The following is a 16,773-nucleotide window of genomic DNA, read 5'->3' as shown; positions in this document are numbered from 1 at the left end:
TCACACCGTGCCGACGATGTCGACCGAGAAGACCAGGGTGTTCTTCGCGAGCTCGCTCTGCGGGCTGCCGCCGTAGCCGAGCTTCGGCGGGATGACCATCAGCACCCGGTCCCCGACGTTCTTGCCGACCAGCGCCTGGTCCCAGCCCTTGACGACCGAGCCGGTGCCGATCTGGAAGGCGGTGGCACCGCCGTGGTCCCAGGAGGAGTCGAACTTCTTGCCGTCCTCCCACTTCACGCCGGTGTACTGGACGATCAGGCCGTCACCGGCCTTGACCTTCGGACCCTTGCCCTTGATCAGAACCTGCTGCTCGAGGCCCTTGGGGGCCTTCTGGCCCTTGGGGATGGTGATGGTGGCGGCCTTCTGCGACTCGGCCTTCACCGTGGGCAGCCCGGACTCCGTGGCCGCCTGCTCGCCCTCGGCCTCGGCCTTCTTGTCCATCTTCTTGACGCCCGCGATGTCGACGACCCACACCAGGCCGTCCCTGGGCTTGATCCCTGACTGCGGGTTCAGCTGCTGGCCGATGAGTGCCTTCGCGGTGCCCTCGACCTCGACCCGGCTCCCCGCCTTCTTGCCGACCAGGGCGTTGAGCACCGAGGCCGGCAGCGACTGGCTCTGCTGGCCGATCTCCTGGACCACCTGCGTACGGGGCGCCTTCGGGTCGGCCCCGGGCTGCTTGACCCAGGTGCTGCCGAGGTTCTGCCCGCCCTTCATGGTCTCGCCGGCGAAGTCCAGGCGCACCAGGTCGCCCTTCTTCACCTCCTCGCCCGAGCCCTCGTTGACGGTCTCCACCACGACCTTGTCAGGCGCCTTGGCGCCCTTCGGCACGGAGATCTCGGGCTTGGACCCCGCCTTTCCTTCCACCGTCACGACTCCGGCGCCGTCCGACGAACCACCGTCGTCGGACCCACAGGCGGCGGTGAACAGCAGGGCGGGTACGGCCAGCGCCGCAGCAACGCGGCGGATGTTCCTCGTGTGCTTCATGAGTCCAACTCGGCTAGGGGGATCATCGGGCAGTCCCGCCACTGTACGACCTGCCGCCGCATGGCCACGGGTAGCCGAATGGCTGCGTGCCGGGCCTTGCGGACCCGGCACGCAGCCATCAAGTGTGATGCGCCTCACATACCGGCGATCAGTTTCTCCACGCGGTCGTCCACCGACCGGAACGGGTCCTTGCACAGCACGGTGCGCTGTGCCTGGTCGTTGAGCTTGAGGTGCACCCAGTCGACGGTGAAGTCGCGGCGCTGCTCCTGGGCACGCCGGATGAAGTCGCCCCGCAGCCGCGCCCTGGTGGTCTGCGGCGGCACCGACTTGCCCTCGAAAATCTTCAAGTCGTTGCACACCCTTGCCGCTTGGCCGCGCTTCTCCAGCAGGTAGTACAGGCCGCGGCGGCGATGGATGTCGTGGTACGCGAGATCTATCTGGGCGACCCGCGGGTGGGACATGGTGATGTTGTTCTTGGCGCGGTAGCGCTCGAGCAGCTTGTACTTCATCACCCAGTCGATCTCGGTGTCGATCCGGTCCAGCTCCTGGGTGCGGATGGCGTCGAGCGTGCGGCCCCAGAGCTCGAGGACCCGCTCGACCGTGCCGCTGACGATGCCGCGCCGCTCGCAGAAGTCGACGGCCTTCTCGTAGTACTCCTGCTGCACCTCGAGGGCGGAGGCCTCGCGCCCGCTGGCGAGGCGGACCTTCCGCTGGCCCGTTATGTCGTGGCTGACCTCGCGGATCGCGCGGATGGGGTTCTCCAGCGTGAGGTCCCGCATGACGGTGCCCGCCTCGATCATGCGCAGGACGAGGTCGGTGGCCCCGACCTTGAGCAGCATGGTCGTCTCGGACATGTTGGAGTCGCCCACGATGACGTGGAGCCTGCGGTAGCGCTCGGCGTCCGCGTGCGGCTCGTCGCGGGTGTTGATGATCGGCCGGGAGCGGGTGGTCGCGGAGCTGACGCCCTCCCAGATGTGCTCGGCGCGCTGGCTGACGCAGTAGACGGCGCCGCGCGGGGTCTGCAGCACCTTGCCCGCGCCGCACAGCAGCTGCCGGGTGACCAGGAACGGGATGAGGATGTCCGCGAGCCGGGAGAACTCGCCGTGCCGCGCCACGAGGTAGTTCTCGTGGCAGCCGTACGAATTGCCCGCCGAGTCGGTGTTGTTCTTGAAGAGGTAGACGTCGCCCGCGATCCCCTCCTCGTGCAGGCGGCGTTCGGCGTCGACGAGCAGGCCTTCGAGGATGCGCTCACCCGCCTTGTCGTGGGTGACCAGCTCGATCACGTTGTCGCACTCGGGCGTTGCGTATTCCGGGTGCGAGCCAACGTCGAGGTAGAGGCGGGCGCCGTTGCGCAGAAAGACATTGCTGCTGCGGCCCCAGGAAACGACTCGGCGGAAGAGGTAGCGGGCCACTTCGTCAGGGGACAGACGGCGCTGTCCCCTGAACGTGCACGTGACGCCGTACTCGTTCTCCAACCCGAAAATGCGGCGGTCCATGCCTGAACATTACGCCTGATGGCCTGCTCTGAAACCGGGTTCGGGAGCAGCGTTTCGATCATTTTCTGCCTGCACTTCAGCATCCCTTGTACGCCTGGGAGCTGCGAGGACCCGCTGGGTGGCGAGCAGGACGAGCAGCCCGGCGAGCCCTCCGGCGCCCGCGACGGCGAAGCCCGCGCCGGTGCCGCTGTGCTCGACGGCGGGGCCCGCGGCGGCCGTTCCGACGGAGGCGCCGACCGTGAAGGTCGTCACCAGCCAGGAGAACGCCTCAGTCACGGTGCCGCGCGGCGCCTGCCGGTCGACGACGACGAACGCGCAGGCGAGGGCGGGTGCCAGGAACACTCCGGACAGCGCGGCCAGGGCCGTCATAGCGCCCGTCCCCGGGGTCAGCGAGAGCGGCAGATAGCCGAGGGCGAGCAGACCGACGAGCACCCGCAGCCGCCGCTCGGGAGCACCGCGCCACTGCCGCGCCCCGTACACCACGCCGCCGGCCAGCGCACCGAAGCCGAGCGCCGCCATCAGCACGCCGTACACCGCGTCGCTGCCGTGGTCGTCGGAGTACGCGAGCGCGGCGACGGTGATCGAGCCGAGCGCGAGACCGACGAAGAAGAACGCGCCGAGCAGCGCGAGCAGGCCGGGCGAGCGGAGTGCGCCCAGCCAGTGGGCCTCGCGCGGCTCGGAGCGCCAGGCCCTGGACGGCGGCGAGACGACCACGGACAGCGCGCCCAGGACGCCCACCGCGTTGATCACCAGCAGCGCGGCGGCCTCGGACCAGACGGCGACCAGCAGGGTGACGAGCAGCGGCCCGACCGTGAACATCACCTCCTGCGCCACGGCGTCGAGCGCGTACGCGGTGTGCACGCGGTCCTCGCGCCCCAGGACGCCCGGCCACAGGGCCCGCAGACCGCCTTCCAGCGGCGGGGTGAAGAAGCCCGCGGCCAGCACCGCGGCGTACGCGGCGGGCAGCGGGTCGAGGCCGACGGTGGCGAACAGCGCCATGCCGAGCGCGGACAGCAGGGCGGCGGGGAGCATGACGCGCGGCTGGCCGTGGAGGTCCACGGCCCGCCCCAGCAGCGGCTGCCCCACGGCGGTCGCCAGCCCGTAGACGGCCGCCAGCGCGCCGGCCAGCGTGTAACTGCCGCCCTCGGCGCGGGTGAAGAGCACGATGGCGATATGGCCGGTCGCGTTCGGCAGCCGCCCGACGAGGGTCCCGGCCAGCAGCCGCGCCGCATGCCGCGCCGGCAGCAGTTCCGCATAGCCGGAGGCCATCGGCTGCCCCTTTCCCCGGATTCCCTGGCGAACCCAGGTTTTACGTATAACGAGCTCCGTTATACGTACCATGGCGGTCACTGCGAGTCCACCGCATTACGGCGGCGGGCCACGCTCACCAACGGCGGAGGCACACGTGACGAGCGCCCAGGCCCCCGGGGCCCGGGGAAGGCCGGCCACCGGCTCACCGGACGCGGCAGCCGCCGGGGAAGCGGGAGGAGACGCTCCGCACCCCGCGGCCGCACGGCCCGGGCAGGACTCCGCGGGCGGCACGGCCCCCGGGCCCGTCCCGGCTGCCGGCGCGGAGCAGCCGCGCATCTCCCACGCCGGCCAGGCCCCTCCCGCCAGTCCGGCGGGCGCGCGGGCGACGAGCCGGGATGTGGCGCGGGCCGCCGGGGTGTCGCAGGCCACGGTGTCCCTCGTGCTCGGCGAGAAGTGGCGCGGCCGGGTGTCGGAGCGTACGGCCGGGGCTGTACGGGCGGCCGCGGACCGGCTCGGGTACCGGCCCAACCTCGCCGCGCGCAATCTGCGGCTCGGCCGGACGCGGACAGCCCTGCTGGTGGTCCCGGCCCTGACGAACGAGTTCTTCGCCCGGGTCTACACGGGCGCCGCCCAGGTGGCCGCCGAGAACGGCTTCGGCGTGGTCCTCTATCCGTCCCCCGAAGGCGTCGGCCCCGCGCGGGACCCCTTCGGCTCGGCCCGCGCCGCGCTGGACGGCGTCATCGCCTCCTCGATGGCCGCGGACGCACTCGCGGCCATGCGGGGCGGCGGACTGCCGCTGGTGATGCTGGACAGCGACCCAGCCGACGCGGAGGCCGCGGCCACCGTCAACCTCGACATCGCCGGCGGGATGCGCCGGGTCGCGGAGCACCTGCTGGCGCTTGGCCACCGCCGCTTCGTGCACCTCGCCTCCGCGGTGGACTCCTGGACCTTCCGCGTGCGGGCGGACGCACTGGCCGAGGCGCTCCGGGCCGCCCCGGACGCGGCCGTGCGCCGAGAACCCGCCGAACTGAGCGTGGACGCCGGGCGGCGGGCGGCGGAGCGGGCGCTGTCCCGCCCGGGGCCGCGGCCGACGGCGCTGTTGTGCGACGACGACATCCTGGCGGCCGGGGCCTGCAAGGCGGTACGGCGGCTGGGCCTCCGGGTGCCGGAGGACGTCTCGGTCACGGGGTTCGACGACCTCGCCCTGGCGACTGCCCTGGAGCCGGAGCTGACCACGGTCCAGCTCCCCGCCGAGGAGGTGGGGGCACGCGGCATGACCGCCCTTCTGGGCGTCCTCGACGGCCGCCCGGCCGAGGGGGAAGCCGTCCCGGTACGCCTGATCCCCCGCGGCTCCACGGCCCCGCCCCCACACGCGTAATCCGCGCCCGCGACACGCGCCCCGCGGGCATAGGCGCCGCAGCCACGCGCCCCGCGGGCACCTGTGCGGCGCTCACCGCGGTAGCCGCCCAACCTACGCACGGATGCGGCTCTCCCGCCCTGGGGCAGCCCGACAGGGAGTCCCGTCGCCCGACCCCGGCCCGGGCCGCCCGCAGCGCCTCGGCCCCGCGCACGGCAGCCGGTCCGCCGAAAGCGATGGCCACGGCCGACGGGTCCACGCCCGTGCCGCCGCTTGCCGTGACTCCCGGGCCTGACCGCGCCCGAGCGATAGTCGCGTCCGCGTGTGCGCGGCCCGACCTGGTCAATCCCCGCCCGGGCCCGCGCTGCGGCGCGGCACTTCCCACCCCGCCCCCGCCCGGCCCCCTGAAAGGGCGAGCGGGTGGAAGTCGCCGCTCCCCCCGCGAACCGTCTCTCCACCCCCTTCACCTTTGGGGCCCGGAGACGACGCCGTCGTCTCCGGGCCCCAAAGGTGTCCGCGGGTCGGTCGATGGCCGCCGACCCGGGTGAAGGGCTGCGGGCTACTCCTCCGTGGCTGAGCCGGACTCCGTGTCATCGCCGGACGTGGACTCGTCGGTGCCCCCGGCGGACGCCGTCTCCGTGGACGCACCGCCCTCCGGCTCGAGGAGCCGGGCGAGCTGGCGCCCGACGACGCGCTTGAACTTCCGCTTCTGCGGCCGCGTCCGGTCCAGGATCGCGACCTCCAACTGGTCGGCGGTCAGCTGCCGCTCCCCGCCGTTGCTGTCCCGGGACAGTGCCTGTACGGCGAGCTTGATCGCCTCGGCGAGGGTCATCCCCTCGCGGTGCCGCTGCCCCAGGAAGCTGCTGATCTGCTCCGCGCTGCCGCCCACCGCCACGGACCCGTGCTCGTCGACGATCGAGCCGTCGTGCGGCAGCCGGTAGATCTGGTCGCCGTCCGGGGTCTCGCCCACCTCGGCGACCACCAGCTCGACCTCGTACGGCTTCTCGCCGGCGCTGGAGAAGATGGTGCCCAGCGTCTGCGCGTAGACGTTGGCGAGCCCGCGCGCGGTGACGTCCTCGCGGTCGTACGTGTAACCGCGCAGGTCGGCGTAGCGCACGCCGCCGATCCGGAGGTTCTCGTACTCGTTGTACTTGCCTGCCGCCGCGAACGCGATGCGGTCGTAGATCTCGCTGAACTTGTGCAGAGCGCGGGACGGGTTCTCGCCGACGAAGACGATGCCGTCGGTGAACTGCAGCACGACAAGGCTGCGGCCGCGCGCGATGCCCTTGCGGGCGTACTCGGCCCGGTCGGCCATGGCCTGCTGGGGTGAGACATAGAACGGCGTCGACACCGGCTATCCGTCCCTTTCTGTCATTGACACGTGCATTCCAGCCCGCCGTCGCCTCAGAGCAGCGCGGCCCGCGGGCCGTCCGGCTCCTCGAGCCGCCGCTCGTGGATGGCGCGGGCGATCTCCGAGGACTCGGCCTCCGTGAGCTTCCGGAAGCCCTCGTCCGTGATGACCGTGACGAGGGGGTAGATCCGTCGGGCGAGGTCGGGGCCGCCGGTCGCCGAGTCGTCGTCGGCCGCGTCGTACAGGGCCTGCGCGACCAGGGTGGTGGCCTGCCGTTCGGTGAGGTCCTCGCGGTAGAGCTTCTTCAGGGCGCCGCGCGCGAAGACCGAGCCGGAGCCGGTGGCCGCGAAGCCGTGCTCCTCCGAGCGCCCGCCGGTCACGTCGTACGAGAAGATCCGGCCCTTCTCGCGGTCCACGTCCCAGCCGGCGAAGAGCGGAACGATGGCCAGGCCCTGCAGGGCCATCCCCAGATTGCCCCGGATCATCGTCGACAGCCGGTTCGCCTTGCCCTCCAGGGAGAGCTGCAGGCCCTCGACCTTCTCGAAGTGCTCCAGCTCGAGCTGGAAGAGCTTGACCATCTCGACGGCGAGCCCTGCCGTGCCGGCGATGCCCACCGCCGAGTACTCATCGGCGGGGAACACCTTTTCGATGTCGCGCTGCGCGATGATGTTGCCCATCGTGGCCCGGCGGTCACCGGCCAGGACCACGCCGCCGGGGAACGTCGCGGCGACGATCGTCGTGCCGTGCGGCGCCTCGATCGCACCGTGCACCGCGGGCAGAGGCCGGTTCCCCGGGAGCAGGTCCGGGGAGTGCTCGGCCAGGAAGTCCATGAACGACGAGGAGCCGGGCGTCAGGAAGGCAGCCGGCAGACGCCCTGTGCTACGAGTGTTGGCTTCCACGCGTTTCCTTCCACGAGATCTTGGAACTCTGCTCGGGACCTTACCCGGGGCCGTGAATGTCATCCGTCCCGCGCCCCCTCCGAGAGGGCGCGGGACGGATGCCACCGGTCTTACTGACCGCCCTTCTGTACGAAAGACCGCACGAAGTCCTCGGCGTTCTCCTCGAGGACGTCGTCGATCTCGTCGAGGACGGAGTCCACGTCGTCGGACAGCTTCTCCTGCCGTTCCTTGAGGTCCTCCGAGACCTGCGCATCCTGCGCGGTCTCCTCGACCTCCTCGGTGGTGCGCGACGCCTTCTGCTGGCCTCCGCCGGTGTCCTTGGTCGCCATATCCCTCACCCCGCTCGGTTCGACGTACAAGATCAGACCCTACAACCGGGGTCCGACATCGGCCCTGTGGTTGCTACAACGTCCGGGCACCCCGATGATTCCCGGATCCGCGCTGTTTCAGCCGCGGCTCAGCCGCCGGACAACGCGCGTTCAGCCACGGCTCAGCCGCCGGACAGCACGCGCACCAGGTCCTCGGCGGTGCGGCAGCGGTCCAGGAGCTCCTTCACGTGATTGCGGGTGCCGCGCAGCGGCTCCAGGGTGGGGACCCGCTGCAGGGAGTCACGGCCCGGCAGATCGAAGATGACCGAGTCCCAGGAGGCGGCGGCCACGTCGTCGGCGTACTGCTCGAGACAGCGGCCCCGGAAGTACGCGCGCGTGTCCTCAGGCGGGCTCGTACGGGCCCGCTGGACCGCTTCCTCGTCCAGCAGGCGCTTCATCCGGCCGCGGGCCGCCAGGCGGTTGTACAGACCCTTGTCGGGGCGCACATCGGCGTACTGCAGGTCGACCAGGTGCAGCCGGGCGGCGTCCCACTCGAGGCGGTCGCGGCGCCGGTAGCCCTCGAGCACCTCCCGCTTGGCGACCCAGTCGAGCTCTCCCGCGAGGCTCATGGGGTCCCGCTCGAGCCGGTTGAGCACGTCCTCCCAGCGGGTGAGGACGTCCACGGTCTGCTCGTCGGCGTCGGCCCCGTAGCGGTCCTCGACGTACTTGCGGGCGAGCTCGTAGTACTCCATCTGGAGCTGGACGGCGGTGAGTGTCCGGCCGCTGCGGAGCGTGACCAGACGGCCGAGCGTCGGGTCGTGCGAGACCTGGTGCAGGGTGCGTACGGGCTGGTCGACGGCCAGGTCGACGGCGATGAAGCCGTCCTCGATCATGGACAGGACCAGCGCAGTGGTGCCGAGCTTGAGGTAGGTCGAGATCTCCGAGAGGTTCGCGTCCCCGATGATCACGTGGAGCCTGCGGTACTTCTCGGCGTCCGCGTGCGGCTCGTCCCGGGTGTTGATGATGGGGCGCTTGAGGGTGGTCTCCAGGCCCACCTCCACCTCGAAGTAGTCCGCGCGCTGGCTGAGCTGGAAGCCGTGCTCGTGGCCGTCCTGGCCGACGCCGACGCGGCCCGCGCCTGTGACGACCTGCCGGGAGACGAAGAACGGCGTGAGGTGCCGCACGATGTCCGAAAACGGCGTCTCCCGCTTCATCAGGTAGTTCTCGTGCGTGCCGTAGGAGGCGCCTTTGTTGTCGGTGTTGTTCTTGTAGAGGTGGATCGGCTGGGCACCGGGCAGCTGACCTGCGCGTTCGGCGGCCTCCGCCATGATCCGCTCACCCGCCTTGTCCCAGAGGACGGCGTCGCGCGGATTGGTCACCTCGGGGGCGCTGTACTCCGGGTGGGCGTGGTCGACGTACAGCCGGGCGCCATTGGTGAGGATCACGTTGGCCAGGCCGATGTCCTCGTCGGTGAGCTGGCTGGCGTCCGCCGACTCGCGGGCGAGGTCGAAGCCGCGGGCGTCCCGCAGCGGGTTCTCCTCCTCGAAGTCCCAGCGGGCGCGGCGCGCCCGGTGCATCGCCGCCGCATAGGCATTGACGACCTGGGACGAGGTGAGCATGGCATTGGCGTTCGGGTGACCGGGGACGGAGATCCCGTACTCCGTCTCGATGCCCATTACTCGCCGTACGGTCATGCGGCCCTCCTTGCCCGGCGCCGCCCCCCTGGTGGGGTGGGCGCTCAAGTACCGCTTCTTCTCGATGCGTGTGCGGTGTCCCTCCCCGCACTGCGCCGAGACTCGGCGGTACCGAAGAGCCTAGAACGCCTTTGCGGAGGCTGGGAGATCATTTTCACCGAAAACGCACCCGGCTGCGGATGCCCCCGGCCAGGGGCATCCGCAGCCGGACTGCCATTTACAGGTACTGGCCGGTGTTCGCCACCGTGTCGATGGAGCGACCGGTGTCCGCGCCCTGCTTTCCAGTGACAAGGGTGCGGATGAAGACGATCCGCTCGCCCTTCTTTCCGGAGATCCGGGCCCAGTCGTCCGGGTTGGTGGTGTTGGGCAGGTCCTCGTTCTCCTTGAACTCGTCCACGCAGGCGGCGAGCAGGTGGGAGACCCGCAGACCCTTCTGGTTGTGGTCGAGGAATGCCTTGATGGCCATCTTCTTCGCCCGGTCCACAATGTTCTGGATCATGGCGCCGGAGTTGAAATCCTTGAAGTACAGGACTTCCTTGTCGCCATTCGCGTACGTGACCTCGAGGAAGCGGTTCTCCTCCGATTCCGCGTACATCTGCTCGACGACCGACTGGATCATGCCGTCGACCGCGGCTTCCTTGGAGCCGTTGTGCTCGGTCAGGTCGTCGGAGTGCAGCGGCAGGGTCGGGACGAGGTACTTCCCGAAGATGTCCTTGGCCGCCTCCGCGTCCGGGCGCTCGATCTTGATCTTCACATCGAGGCGGCCGGGCCGCAGGATGGCCGGGTCGATCATGTCCTCGCGGTTCGAGGCGCCGATGACGATCACGTTCTCGAGGCCCTCGACACCGTCGATCTCCGCGAGCAGCTGCGGAACGATGGTGTTCTCCACGTCCGAGCTGACCCCGGAGCCGCGGGTGCGGAAGAGCGACTCCATCTCGTCGAAGAAGACGATCACGGGGGTGCCCTCGCTCGCCTTCTCCCGGGCGCGCTGGAAGACCAGGCGGATGTGGCGCTCGGTCTCACCGACGTACTTGTTGAGGAGCTCGGGGCCCTTGATATTCAGGAAGTAGCTCTTGCCGGCGGGCTGCCCGGTCACCTCGGCGACCTTCTTGGCAAGGGAGTTGGCCACGGCCTTGGCGATCAGCGTCTTGCCGCAGCCGGGCGGTCCGTAGAGCAGTACGCCCTTGGGCGGCCGGAGTTCGTGCTCCTTGAAGAGGTCGGGGTAGAGGTACGGGAGCTCGACCGCGTCCCTGATCAGCTCGATCTGGTTGCCCAGGCCGCCGATCCGGTCGTAGTCGATGTCCGGGACCTCTTCGAGGACGAGCTCCTCGACCTCGCTCTTCGGCACGACCTCGTAGACATAGCCGGACCTGGGCTCGAGCAGCAGGGCGTCACCGGGGCGGATGGTGGCGTCCAGCAGCGGCTCGGCGAGCCGCACCACCTTCTCCTCGTCGGTGTGCCCCAGCACCAGGGCGCGCTCGCCGTCCTCAAGGATCTCCTTGAGGGTGACGATGTCCCCGGAGCGCTCGAACTCCATGGCCTCGACCACATTGAGGGCCTCGTTGAGCATGACCTCCTGGCCGCGCTGGAGCTCGTCCAGCTCGACACTCGGGCTGACATTCACGCGGAGCTTCCGGCCTCCCGTGAAGATGTCCGCCGTCCCGTCCTCGTTCGCCTGCAGGAAGACCCCGAAGCCGGCCGGCGGCTGAGCGAGCCGGTCGACTTCCTCCTTGAGGGCCACAATCTGGTCGCGCGCCTCACGCAGCGTGTTGGCGAGACGCTCGTTCTGCGCGGAGACGCCGGCCAGGTTGGTCTGCAGCTCGACGATCCGCTCTTCGAGAATCCTCGTGTGACGCGGAGAGTCGGCGAGCTTGCGCCGCAGGACGGCGATCTCCTGCTCGAGATAGGCAACCTGTCCCGCCGGGTCCTCTGGACCACGTCCGGGCCGGATGCCGCGGTTGATGTCGTCGTCGTGGGCTGCCACGGTCCTCACCTCCTCCAAGGGGAGCTGGACGCTTCCTGACCCTACCTGTGCAGGTGCGGGTTGAAACCCCTAGATCACAAAGACGGTCGGGGTGTGTCCGATCTTCACCCTTGCGCACGTCCCCACGCCAGGGGAATACCCACCCAACAACATCGGAAAGCGACCGGTTGTATCGTCGAGCCGGTCAACACCCGTCAGGGTTGGCTTCAATTGGTACCCGTACGCAGGAACGGCAGGCGAGATGACCGCACAGAACGAGGCTCTCGAGGTGTGGATCGACCAGGACCTGTGCACCGGCGACGGTATCTGTGCACAGTACGCCCCCGAGGTCTTCGAGCTCGACATCGACGGCCTTGCGTACGTGAAGGGACCTGCGCCGGAGGGCGAGGAGGCCGGGCTGCTGGCCGAGCCGGGCGCCACAACGCCCGTCCCGCTGCCGCTGCTCCAGGACGTCGTCGACTCTGCCAAGGAGTGCCCCGGCGACTGCATTCACGTACGTCGGGTTTCGGACAAGGTCGAAGTCTACGGTCCCGACGCGGAGTGACGGATCACACACTGCCGGCGACGGGAAGTGCGATGAGCCTGAACTTCCCGTCCTGCCATTGCCACTTGACCTTCCGCTGCAGATCCGGGCAGCAGCGCGGCACGTTCTCGGACGAGTAGCCGAGCAGGGTCGCGGAGACCGTACTGCCGCGCACCGCGAGGTCCGAGACGTTCATGTGCTCCTTCGGGTCGAGGAAGGTCTCCACGATCCGCGGGGCGCCCTCGCCCGACGACGGGTGGGCCAGGACGTAGATGCCGCTGGGCGGGGTGCCGAAGCCGGCCTTGCAGCGGACGACGGCGACCGTCTCCTGGCGGCCGTCGCCGTCGAGGTCGCCGGATCCCTTGCTGACGACCTCTGTCGGCTGCGGTCCGCAGTCGATCGGATACTCCGCCTTCTTGGGATCGGGCCCGCCGGGCGGGACGGGCGCAGCCGGGGCGGGGGCACCCGAGGCGGCGGCCGGAGGCGTGGCGATGGCGCTGGTGGGCTGTACCAGCGCCGAGCCGGCCACGACGGCGGCGAGCGCCGCTGCGGTGGTGATCCAGTGCACAGGGCGGGTGCGGGTGTGCGGGAGGTCCTGGCCTGCAGAGAGCTGCACGCGAGTTGTCTCCTGTGAAAGCGGAGCCGACGGGGGGTGGCCAGCATCGTGCCACATGTCACACCCGGCCGGAACGACCGGGCCCGCACTGGTGCGTGCCCGCCGCGGAAACGGCGCCGCCGCCGGCTTCCGTGCGGAAGTCGGCGGCGGGGCTTGGTCGTTGTGTCGCTTGGCTGGTATGGGCCGTTTCAGGACTTGGCCGGTGTCAGGACTTGGCCGGTGTCAGGAGCGGCTGCCGCTGCCCGGGCCTTCGTAGTCCTCGCCGTACGCGCCCTTGGCGGGGCGGCGGCGGCGCAGCGGCGGCTCGACGCCGTCCGCGAGGCGGCGGGCGGTCAGCAGGAATCCGGTGTGTCCGATCATCCGGTGGTCGGGGCGCACGGCCAGGCCCTCGACGTGCCAGGTGCGGACCATGGTCTCCCACGCGGTCGGCTCGTTGAACGTGCCGTGCTCGCGGATCTCCTCGACCGTGCGGGCCAGCTGGGTCGTGGTGGCCACGTACGCACACAGGATGCCGCCGGGGACGAGCGCCTTGGAGACGGCCTCCAGGCACTCCCAGGGCGCGAGCATGTCCAGGATGACGCGGTCCACGTCGGTGTCCGAGAGGTTGTCCTGGAGGTCGCCGACGGTGAGCTGCCACGCAGGGTGCTCGCCGCCGAAGTAGCGGCGCACGTTCTGCGCCGCGATCTCCGCGAAGTCCGCCCGGCGCTCGTACGAGTGCAGCATGCCCTGGTCGCCGACGGCGCGCAGCAGGAAGGTGCTGAGCGAGCCCGAGCCGACGCCCGCCTCGACGACGCGCGCGCCGGGGAAGATGTCGGCCATCGCCAGGATCTGCCCCGCGTCCTTGGGGTAGACCACGGCTGCACCGCGCGGCATGGACAGGACGTAGTCGGGGAGCAGGGGACGCAGCGCGAGGTAGGCGACGTTTCCCGTGGTACGGACAACACTGCCCTCAGGAGCCCCGATCAGCTCGTCGTGCGGGAAGGCTCCCTTGTGGGTGTGGAAGCTCTTCCCCGCTTCGAGCGTGAAGGTGTAGTGGCGTCCCTTGGGGTCGGTGAGCTGGACCTGGTCCCCGACCTGGAAGGGCCCGCGACGGCGGGCGGCACCGGTCGGTTCGGACATGTGACCAGCGTACCGGCCCTATGAAGCGGGTCGTGCCATGGCGGCGACGAAGGCCCGCTCGACGTCGGCGGTGGACAGGACGCCGTAGATCTCGCCCGTCTCCTCCACCACCAGGTACTCGGTGGCGGGGGTGGCGCGCAGGGTGTCCAGGAGCTCCTCGCCCGACAGCTCTGCGGAGACCCGCATGCCCGGCTTGAGTTCCTGGGCGAGCCCGCTGACCGCCACCCAGGGGCGGCGGTGTTCCGGGACGCCCGCGATGGCGGCCTCGCGGACGACCGCGGTGGGCTTGCCCTGTCCGTCGACCACGACGAGCGCGCGGGCCCCTGCCTCGTTCGCCCGGCGCAGCGCCTCGGAGAGCGGTGTGTCGGACTGGACGGGCACGGCGCGCCGGGTCAGGGCACGGGCCCGGAGCTCGGGCAGGTGCTCGCGGAGCCTGGCCATGCGCAGGCTGTTGCCGGCGCCGGTCCAGATGATCGCGGCGAGGATGGCGGCCAGCAGGGCGTCGGTGATCGTGTCCACGCCGCCGAGGTCCTCGGCGGCCCGGCCGAGAGCGCCGGTCTGGGTGAGCAGCGGCAGGCCGACGAGGACGGCCACGGCCAGCGCCCGGCCGGTCCAGGCGGCGGCGACGGTCCCGGTCATGGGCTTGCCGCTGATCTTCCAGACGACGGCGCGCAGCATCCGGCCGCCGTCCAGGGGCAGTCCGGGCAGCAGGTTGAAGGCGGCGACGATCAGATTGGAGACCATCAGGCCCGCGAGCAGGACGCCGGGGACGGTGCCGGGCTCGACGGCCTGCAGGGCGAGGTAGAAGACGCCGGAGAGGACGAGCGAGAGCAGCGGGCCGACGAAGGCGAGGACGAACTCCCTGCCGGGTGTCTCGGACTCCTTCTCGATCTCCGAGACACCGCCGAAGAACTGCAGCTGGATACGGCGCACCGGCAGCTTGAAGCGGAGCGCGGCGACCGTGTGGGCCAGTTCGTGGACGAGCACGGAACCGTAGAAGGCCACCGCGAAGAACAGCGAGACGAGGTAGCGGACGCCGCCCAGTTCGGGCAGGACGCGTTCCAGCTGGCCGCCGAAGACCCAGGTGATGAGCGCGGCTACGAGGAACCAGCTGGGGGCGACGTAGACCGGCACGCCGAAAGGGCGGCCCATGAGAATGCCGCCGCCGCTCTCGCGGGGGCGCTGCGGCTTCCCGCGCTCGCCGCTGTCGTCCACGGTGTCCGGTGTCCCCTCGTCTGAATCCGCCCGTTCCGTCCTCGCTCCGCTGCGCGCTCCGCTTCGTGCGGCTTCGTGCGATCCCACGATCATGCGGTGCGAGGGCGTCTGACGTCGATGGTATGCGGCCGGATGTCAGTGGCGGGCCATAGGGTCGAAGGCCATGGGAACCAGCACCGAGAAGTCCGGCACGGAAACCCCCGGCGAGGAGCCCGGCGGCGGGAAGCCCGGCGAGGAGCCGGGCGGCGGAGGCAGCGCCTCCGCGCGGCCGTCGTCGCTGTCGCCGTCCCGCGCGAGCGACTTCATGACCTGCCCGCTGCTCTACCGGTTCCGGGTGATCGACCGGCTGCCGGAGAAGCCGAGCGAGGCGGCGACGCGCGGCACGCTGGTGCATGCGGTGCTGGAGCGGCTCTTCGACGACCCCGCGGTGGAGCGCACGGCGCAGCGTGCCCGGTCCATGGTCGCGGGCGAGTGGGAGCGGCTGCTGGCGGCCCGCCCGGAGCTCGCGGAGCTGTTCGCCGAAGGCGACGGGGAGAACGGGCAGGACGGGGACGACGGGGAGGAGAGGACGCCCGCGGCCGAGCGTCTGGTGCGGTGGCTGAGCGAGGCCGAGCAGCTCGTGGCGCGGTGGTTCACGCTCGAGGACCCGTCGCGTCTCGAGCCTGCGGAGCGCGAGCTGTTCGTCGAGACCGAGCTGGAGTCAGGGCTCACCCTGCGCGGCATCATCGACCGGGTCGACGTGGCGCCGACGGGCGACGTGCGGATCGTCGACTACAAGACGGGCAAGGCCCCGCGGCCCGAGTACGCCTCCGGGGCCCTGTTCCAGATGAAGTTCTACGCCTTGGTGCTGTGGCGGCTGCGCGGGACCGTGCCGCGCCGCCTCCAGCTCGTCTACCTGGGCAGCGGCGATGTGCTGACGTACGACCCGGTGGAGGACGACCTGCGGGGCGTGGAGCGCAAGCTGCACGCGCTGTGGGACGCCATCCGGCGCTCGACGGAGACCGGCGACTGGCGCCCGCGCCGCAGCAGGCTGTGCGACTGGTGCGACCACCAGTCGTTCTGCCCGGAGTTCGGCGGCACTCCCCCGCCCTACCCGCTTCCGGTGATCCCGGCCCAGGGCAGAATGGGCCAGGTCTAGCGAAGCCCGCCGACGAAGTTCCGGCCGACGAATACGAGGTGCCTTGTGGCGATCCGCGTCCTACTGGTCGACGACCAGCCACTGCTGCGCACCGGCTTCCGGATGATCCTGGAGGCCGAGCAGGACCTGGCCGTGGTCGGCGAGGCCGGCGACGGGCTGCAGGCACTGGACCAGGTGCGGGCACTGCAGCCGGACGTGGTGCTGATGGACATCCGGATGCCGCGCATGGACGGGGTCGAGGCGACCCGGCAGATCACGGGTCCTGGCCGGGACGGGCCCGCGAAGGTCCTGGTCCTGACCACCTTCGACCTGGACGAGTACGTGGTGGAGGCGCTGCGGGCGGGAGCCAGCGGCTTCCTGCTCAAGGACGCCCCCGCCCATGAGCTCGTACAGGCGATCCGGGTGGTCGCGGCGGGCGAGGCGATGCTCGCGCCGAGCATCACGCGGCGGCTGCTCGACAAGTACGCGGGAAAGCTGCCGTCCGGCGAGGAGCCGGTGCCCGACACCCTGCACACCCTGACCGAGCGCGAGGTCGAGGTGCTCAAGCTGGTCGCCCGGGGGCTGTCGAACGCGGAGATCGCGGCGGATCTGTTCGTGAGCGAGACGACGGTCAAGACACACGTCGGGCACGTTCTGACGAAGCTGGGCCTGCGGGACCGGGTGCAGGCCGCGGTCTACGCATACGAGAGCGGACTGGTGCGGCCCGGTACGCATTAGAGCGCCCGGGCCGCAGCGGTACCGTACGGGACGCGGGCCCGTCCCGGCTACACCTCGGAGCCACAGGTTCCGGTTTCTCCTCGAAGCCGCCGGTTCCTCCGGAAGCCACCGGTTCTTCCGG

At 70.6% G+C, this 16,773-nt stretch carries 15 protein-coding genes; 4 read left to right on the top strand and 11 right to left on the bottom strand.

The features are described 5' to 3' along the window. From ACTWQC_RS21925 to ACTWQC_RS21915, 3 genes are all read right to left on the bottom strand, one after another. Positions 1 to 984 (bottom strand): FKBP-type peptidyl-prolyl cis-trans isomerase, encoded by a 984-nt coding sequence (locus tag ACTWQC_RS21925; RefSeq protein ID WP_443317472.1) that lies wholly within the window; start codon positions 982 to 984, stop codon positions 1 to 3. Positions 985 to 1,118: 134 nt separating this feature from the next. Then, the gene (gene pafA / locus ACTWQC_RS21920; protein ID WP_443317471.1) at positions 1,119 to 2,480 is read right to left on the bottom strand and encodes a Pup--protein ligase; all 1,362 of its coding nucleotides are present in this window, start codon (positions 2,478 to 2,480) and stop codon (positions 1,119 to 1,121) included. Between the two features lie 9 nt (positions 2,481 to 2,489). Beyond that, positions 2,490 to 3,749 carry an MFS transporter gene (locus ACTWQC_RS21915; RefSeq protein ID WP_443317470.1) on the bottom strand — a complete coding sequence of 420 codons (1,260 nt, stop codon included), beginning with the start codon at positions 3,747 to 3,749 and terminating at the stop codon, positions 2,490 to 2,492. Between the two features lie 316 nt (positions 3,750 to 4,065). Between ACTWQC_RS21915 and ACTWQC_RS21910 the strand changes: the two genes are divergently transcribed. Then, positions 4,066 to 5,109, top strand: coding sequence for a LacI family DNA-binding transcriptional regulator (locus ACTWQC_RS21910; RefSeq protein ID WP_443317487.1), 1,044 nt, complete (start codon positions 4,066 to 4,068; stop codon positions 5,107 to 5,109). A gap of 538 nt (positions 5,110 to 5,647) precedes the next feature. Here ACTWQC_RS21910 and prcA read toward each other — a convergent pair. The 5 genes from prcA to arc all read right to left on the bottom strand — a co-directional run bounded on the left by prcA (position 5,648) and on the right by arc (position 11,324). Then, on the bottom strand, positions 5,648 to 6,439 hold the full coding sequence (gene prcA, locus ACTWQC_RS21905) for a proteasome subunit alpha (protein ID WP_443317469.1): 792 nt from the start codon (positions 6,437 to 6,439) through the stop codon (positions 5,648 to 5,650). 53 nt (positions 6,440 to 6,492) lie between these two features. Further along, positions 6,493 to 7,338: a proteasome subunit beta gene (prcB, locus tag ACTWQC_RS21900; protein ID WP_443317468.1), complete on the bottom strand. Its 846-nt coding sequence runs from the start codon at positions 7,336 to 7,338 to the stop codon at positions 6,493 to 6,495. Between the two features lie 110 nt (positions 7,339 to 7,448). Continuing rightward, positions 7,449 to 7,667, bottom strand: a complete 219-nt coding sequence (locus ACTWQC_RS21895; protein ID WP_443317467.1) for a ubiquitin-like protein Pup — start codon at positions 7,665 to 7,667, stop codon at positions 7,449 to 7,451. Positions 7,668 to 7,828: 161 nt separating this feature from the next. Then, positions 7,829 to 9,340, bottom strand: coding sequence for a depupylase/deamidase Dop (gene dop, locus ACTWQC_RS21890; RefSeq protein ID WP_443317466.1), 1,512 nt, complete (start codon positions 9,338 to 9,340; stop codon positions 7,829 to 7,831). A gap of 217 nt (positions 9,341 to 9,557) precedes the next feature. Beyond that, the gene (gene arc / locus ACTWQC_RS21885) at positions 9,558 to 11,324 is read right to left on the bottom strand and encodes a proteasome ATPase (RefSeq protein WP_443317465.1); all 1,767 of its coding nucleotides are present in this window, start codon (positions 11,322 to 11,324) and stop codon (positions 9,558 to 9,560) included. A 241-nt stretch (positions 11,325 to 11,565) separates the two neighbouring features. Between arc and ACTWQC_RS21880 the strand changes: the two genes are divergently transcribed. Then, positions 11,566 to 11,868, top strand: coding sequence for a ferredoxin (locus ACTWQC_RS21880; RefSeq protein WP_443317464.1), 303 nt, complete (start codon positions 11,566 to 11,568; stop codon positions 11,866 to 11,868). 4 nt (positions 11,869 to 11,872) lie between these two features. Here the strand turns inward: ACTWQC_RS21880 and ACTWQC_RS21875 are convergent, their stop codons facing one another. The 3 genes from ACTWQC_RS21875 to ACTWQC_RS21865 all read right to left on the bottom strand — a co-directional run bounded on the left by ACTWQC_RS21875 (position 11,873) and on the right by ACTWQC_RS21865 (position 14,890). Next, complete coding sequence (locus ACTWQC_RS21875) at positions 11,873 to 12,463, bottom strand: hypothetical protein (RefSeq protein ID WP_443317463.1); 591 nt, start codon at positions 12,461 to 12,463, stop codon at positions 11,873 to 11,875. Between the two features lie 222 nt (positions 12,464 to 12,685). After that, complete coding sequence (locus ACTWQC_RS21870; RefSeq protein ID WP_443317462.1) at positions 12,686 to 13,582, bottom strand: tRNA (adenine-N1)-methyltransferase; 897 nt, start codon at positions 13,580 to 13,582, stop codon at positions 12,686 to 12,688. An 18-nt stretch (positions 13,583 to 13,600) separates the two neighbouring features. Further along, the gene (locus ACTWQC_RS21865; RefSeq protein ID WP_443317461.1) at positions 13,601 to 14,890 is read right to left on the bottom strand and encodes a site-2 protease family protein; all 1,290 of its coding nucleotides are present in this window, start codon (positions 14,888 to 14,890) and stop codon (positions 13,601 to 13,603) included. Positions 14,891 to 14,960: 70 nt separating this feature from the next. Between ACTWQC_RS21865 and ACTWQC_RS21860 the strand changes: the two genes are divergently transcribed. Then, positions 14,961 to 15,935 (top strand): RecB family exonuclease, encoded by a 975-nt coding sequence (locus ACTWQC_RS21860; protein WP_443317460.1) that lies wholly within the window; start codon positions 14,961 to 14,963, stop codon positions 15,933 to 15,935. Positions 15,936 to 15,980: 45 nt separating this feature from the next. Continuing rightward, positions 15,981 to 16,652 (top strand): response regulator, encoded by a 672-nt coding sequence (locus tag ACTWQC_RS21855; protein WP_443317459.1) that lies wholly within the window; start codon positions 15,981 to 15,983, stop codon positions 16,650 to 16,652. Positions 16,653 to 16,773 lie beyond the last annotated feature (121 nt).

The sequence above is a fragment of the Streptomyces sp. 8N616 genome (assembly GCF_052246385.1).
Classification (GTDB): Bacteria; Actinomycetota; Actinomycetes; order Streptomycetales; family Streptomycetaceae; genus Streptomyces.
Note: the sequence above shows the minus strand (reverse complement) of the source record. Positions and strands in the feature narration are given on the sequence as shown.

What these genes read in the sequence shown, in the direction of transcription:
- ACTWQC_RS21880 (WP_443317464.1), top strand. Translation starts at nt 11,566, where the DNA reads ATGACCGCACAGAACGAGGCTCTCGAGGTGTGGATCGACCAGGACCTG.
- ACTWQC_RS21895 (WP_443317467.1), bottom strand. Translation starts at nt 7,667, where the DNA reads ATGGCGACCAAGGACACCGGCGGAGGCCAGCAGAAGGCGTCGCGCACC.
- pafA (WP_443317471.1), bottom strand. Translation starts at nt 2,480, where the DNA reads ATGGACCGCCGCATTTTCGGGTTGGAGAACGAGTACGGCGTCACGTGC.
- ACTWQC_RS21925 (WP_443317472.1), bottom strand. Translation starts at nt 984, where the DNA reads ATGAAGCACACGAGGAACATCCGCCGCGTTGCTGCGGCGCTGGCCGTA.
- dop (WP_443317466.1), bottom strand. Translation starts at nt 9,340, where the DNA reads ATGACCGTACGGCGAGTAATGGGCATCGAGACGGAGTACGGGATCTCC.
- ACTWQC_RS21870 (WP_443317462.1), bottom strand. Translation starts at nt 13,582, where the DNA reads ATGTCCGAACCGACCGGTGCCGCCCGCCGTCGCGGGCCCTTCCAGGTC.
- ACTWQC_RS21865 (WP_443317461.1), bottom strand. Translation starts at nt 14,890, where the DNA reads ATGATCGTGGGATCGCACGAAGCCGCACGAAGCGGAGCGCGCAGCGGA.
- ACTWQC_RS21860 (WP_443317460.1), top strand. Translation starts at nt 14,961, where the DNA reads ATGGGAACCAGCACCGAGAAGTCCGGCACGGAAACCCCCGGCGAGGAG.
- ACTWQC_RS21915 (WP_443317470.1), bottom strand. Translation starts at nt 3,749, where the DNA reads ATGGCCTCCGGCTATGCGGAACTGCTGCCGGCGCGGCATGCGGCGCGG.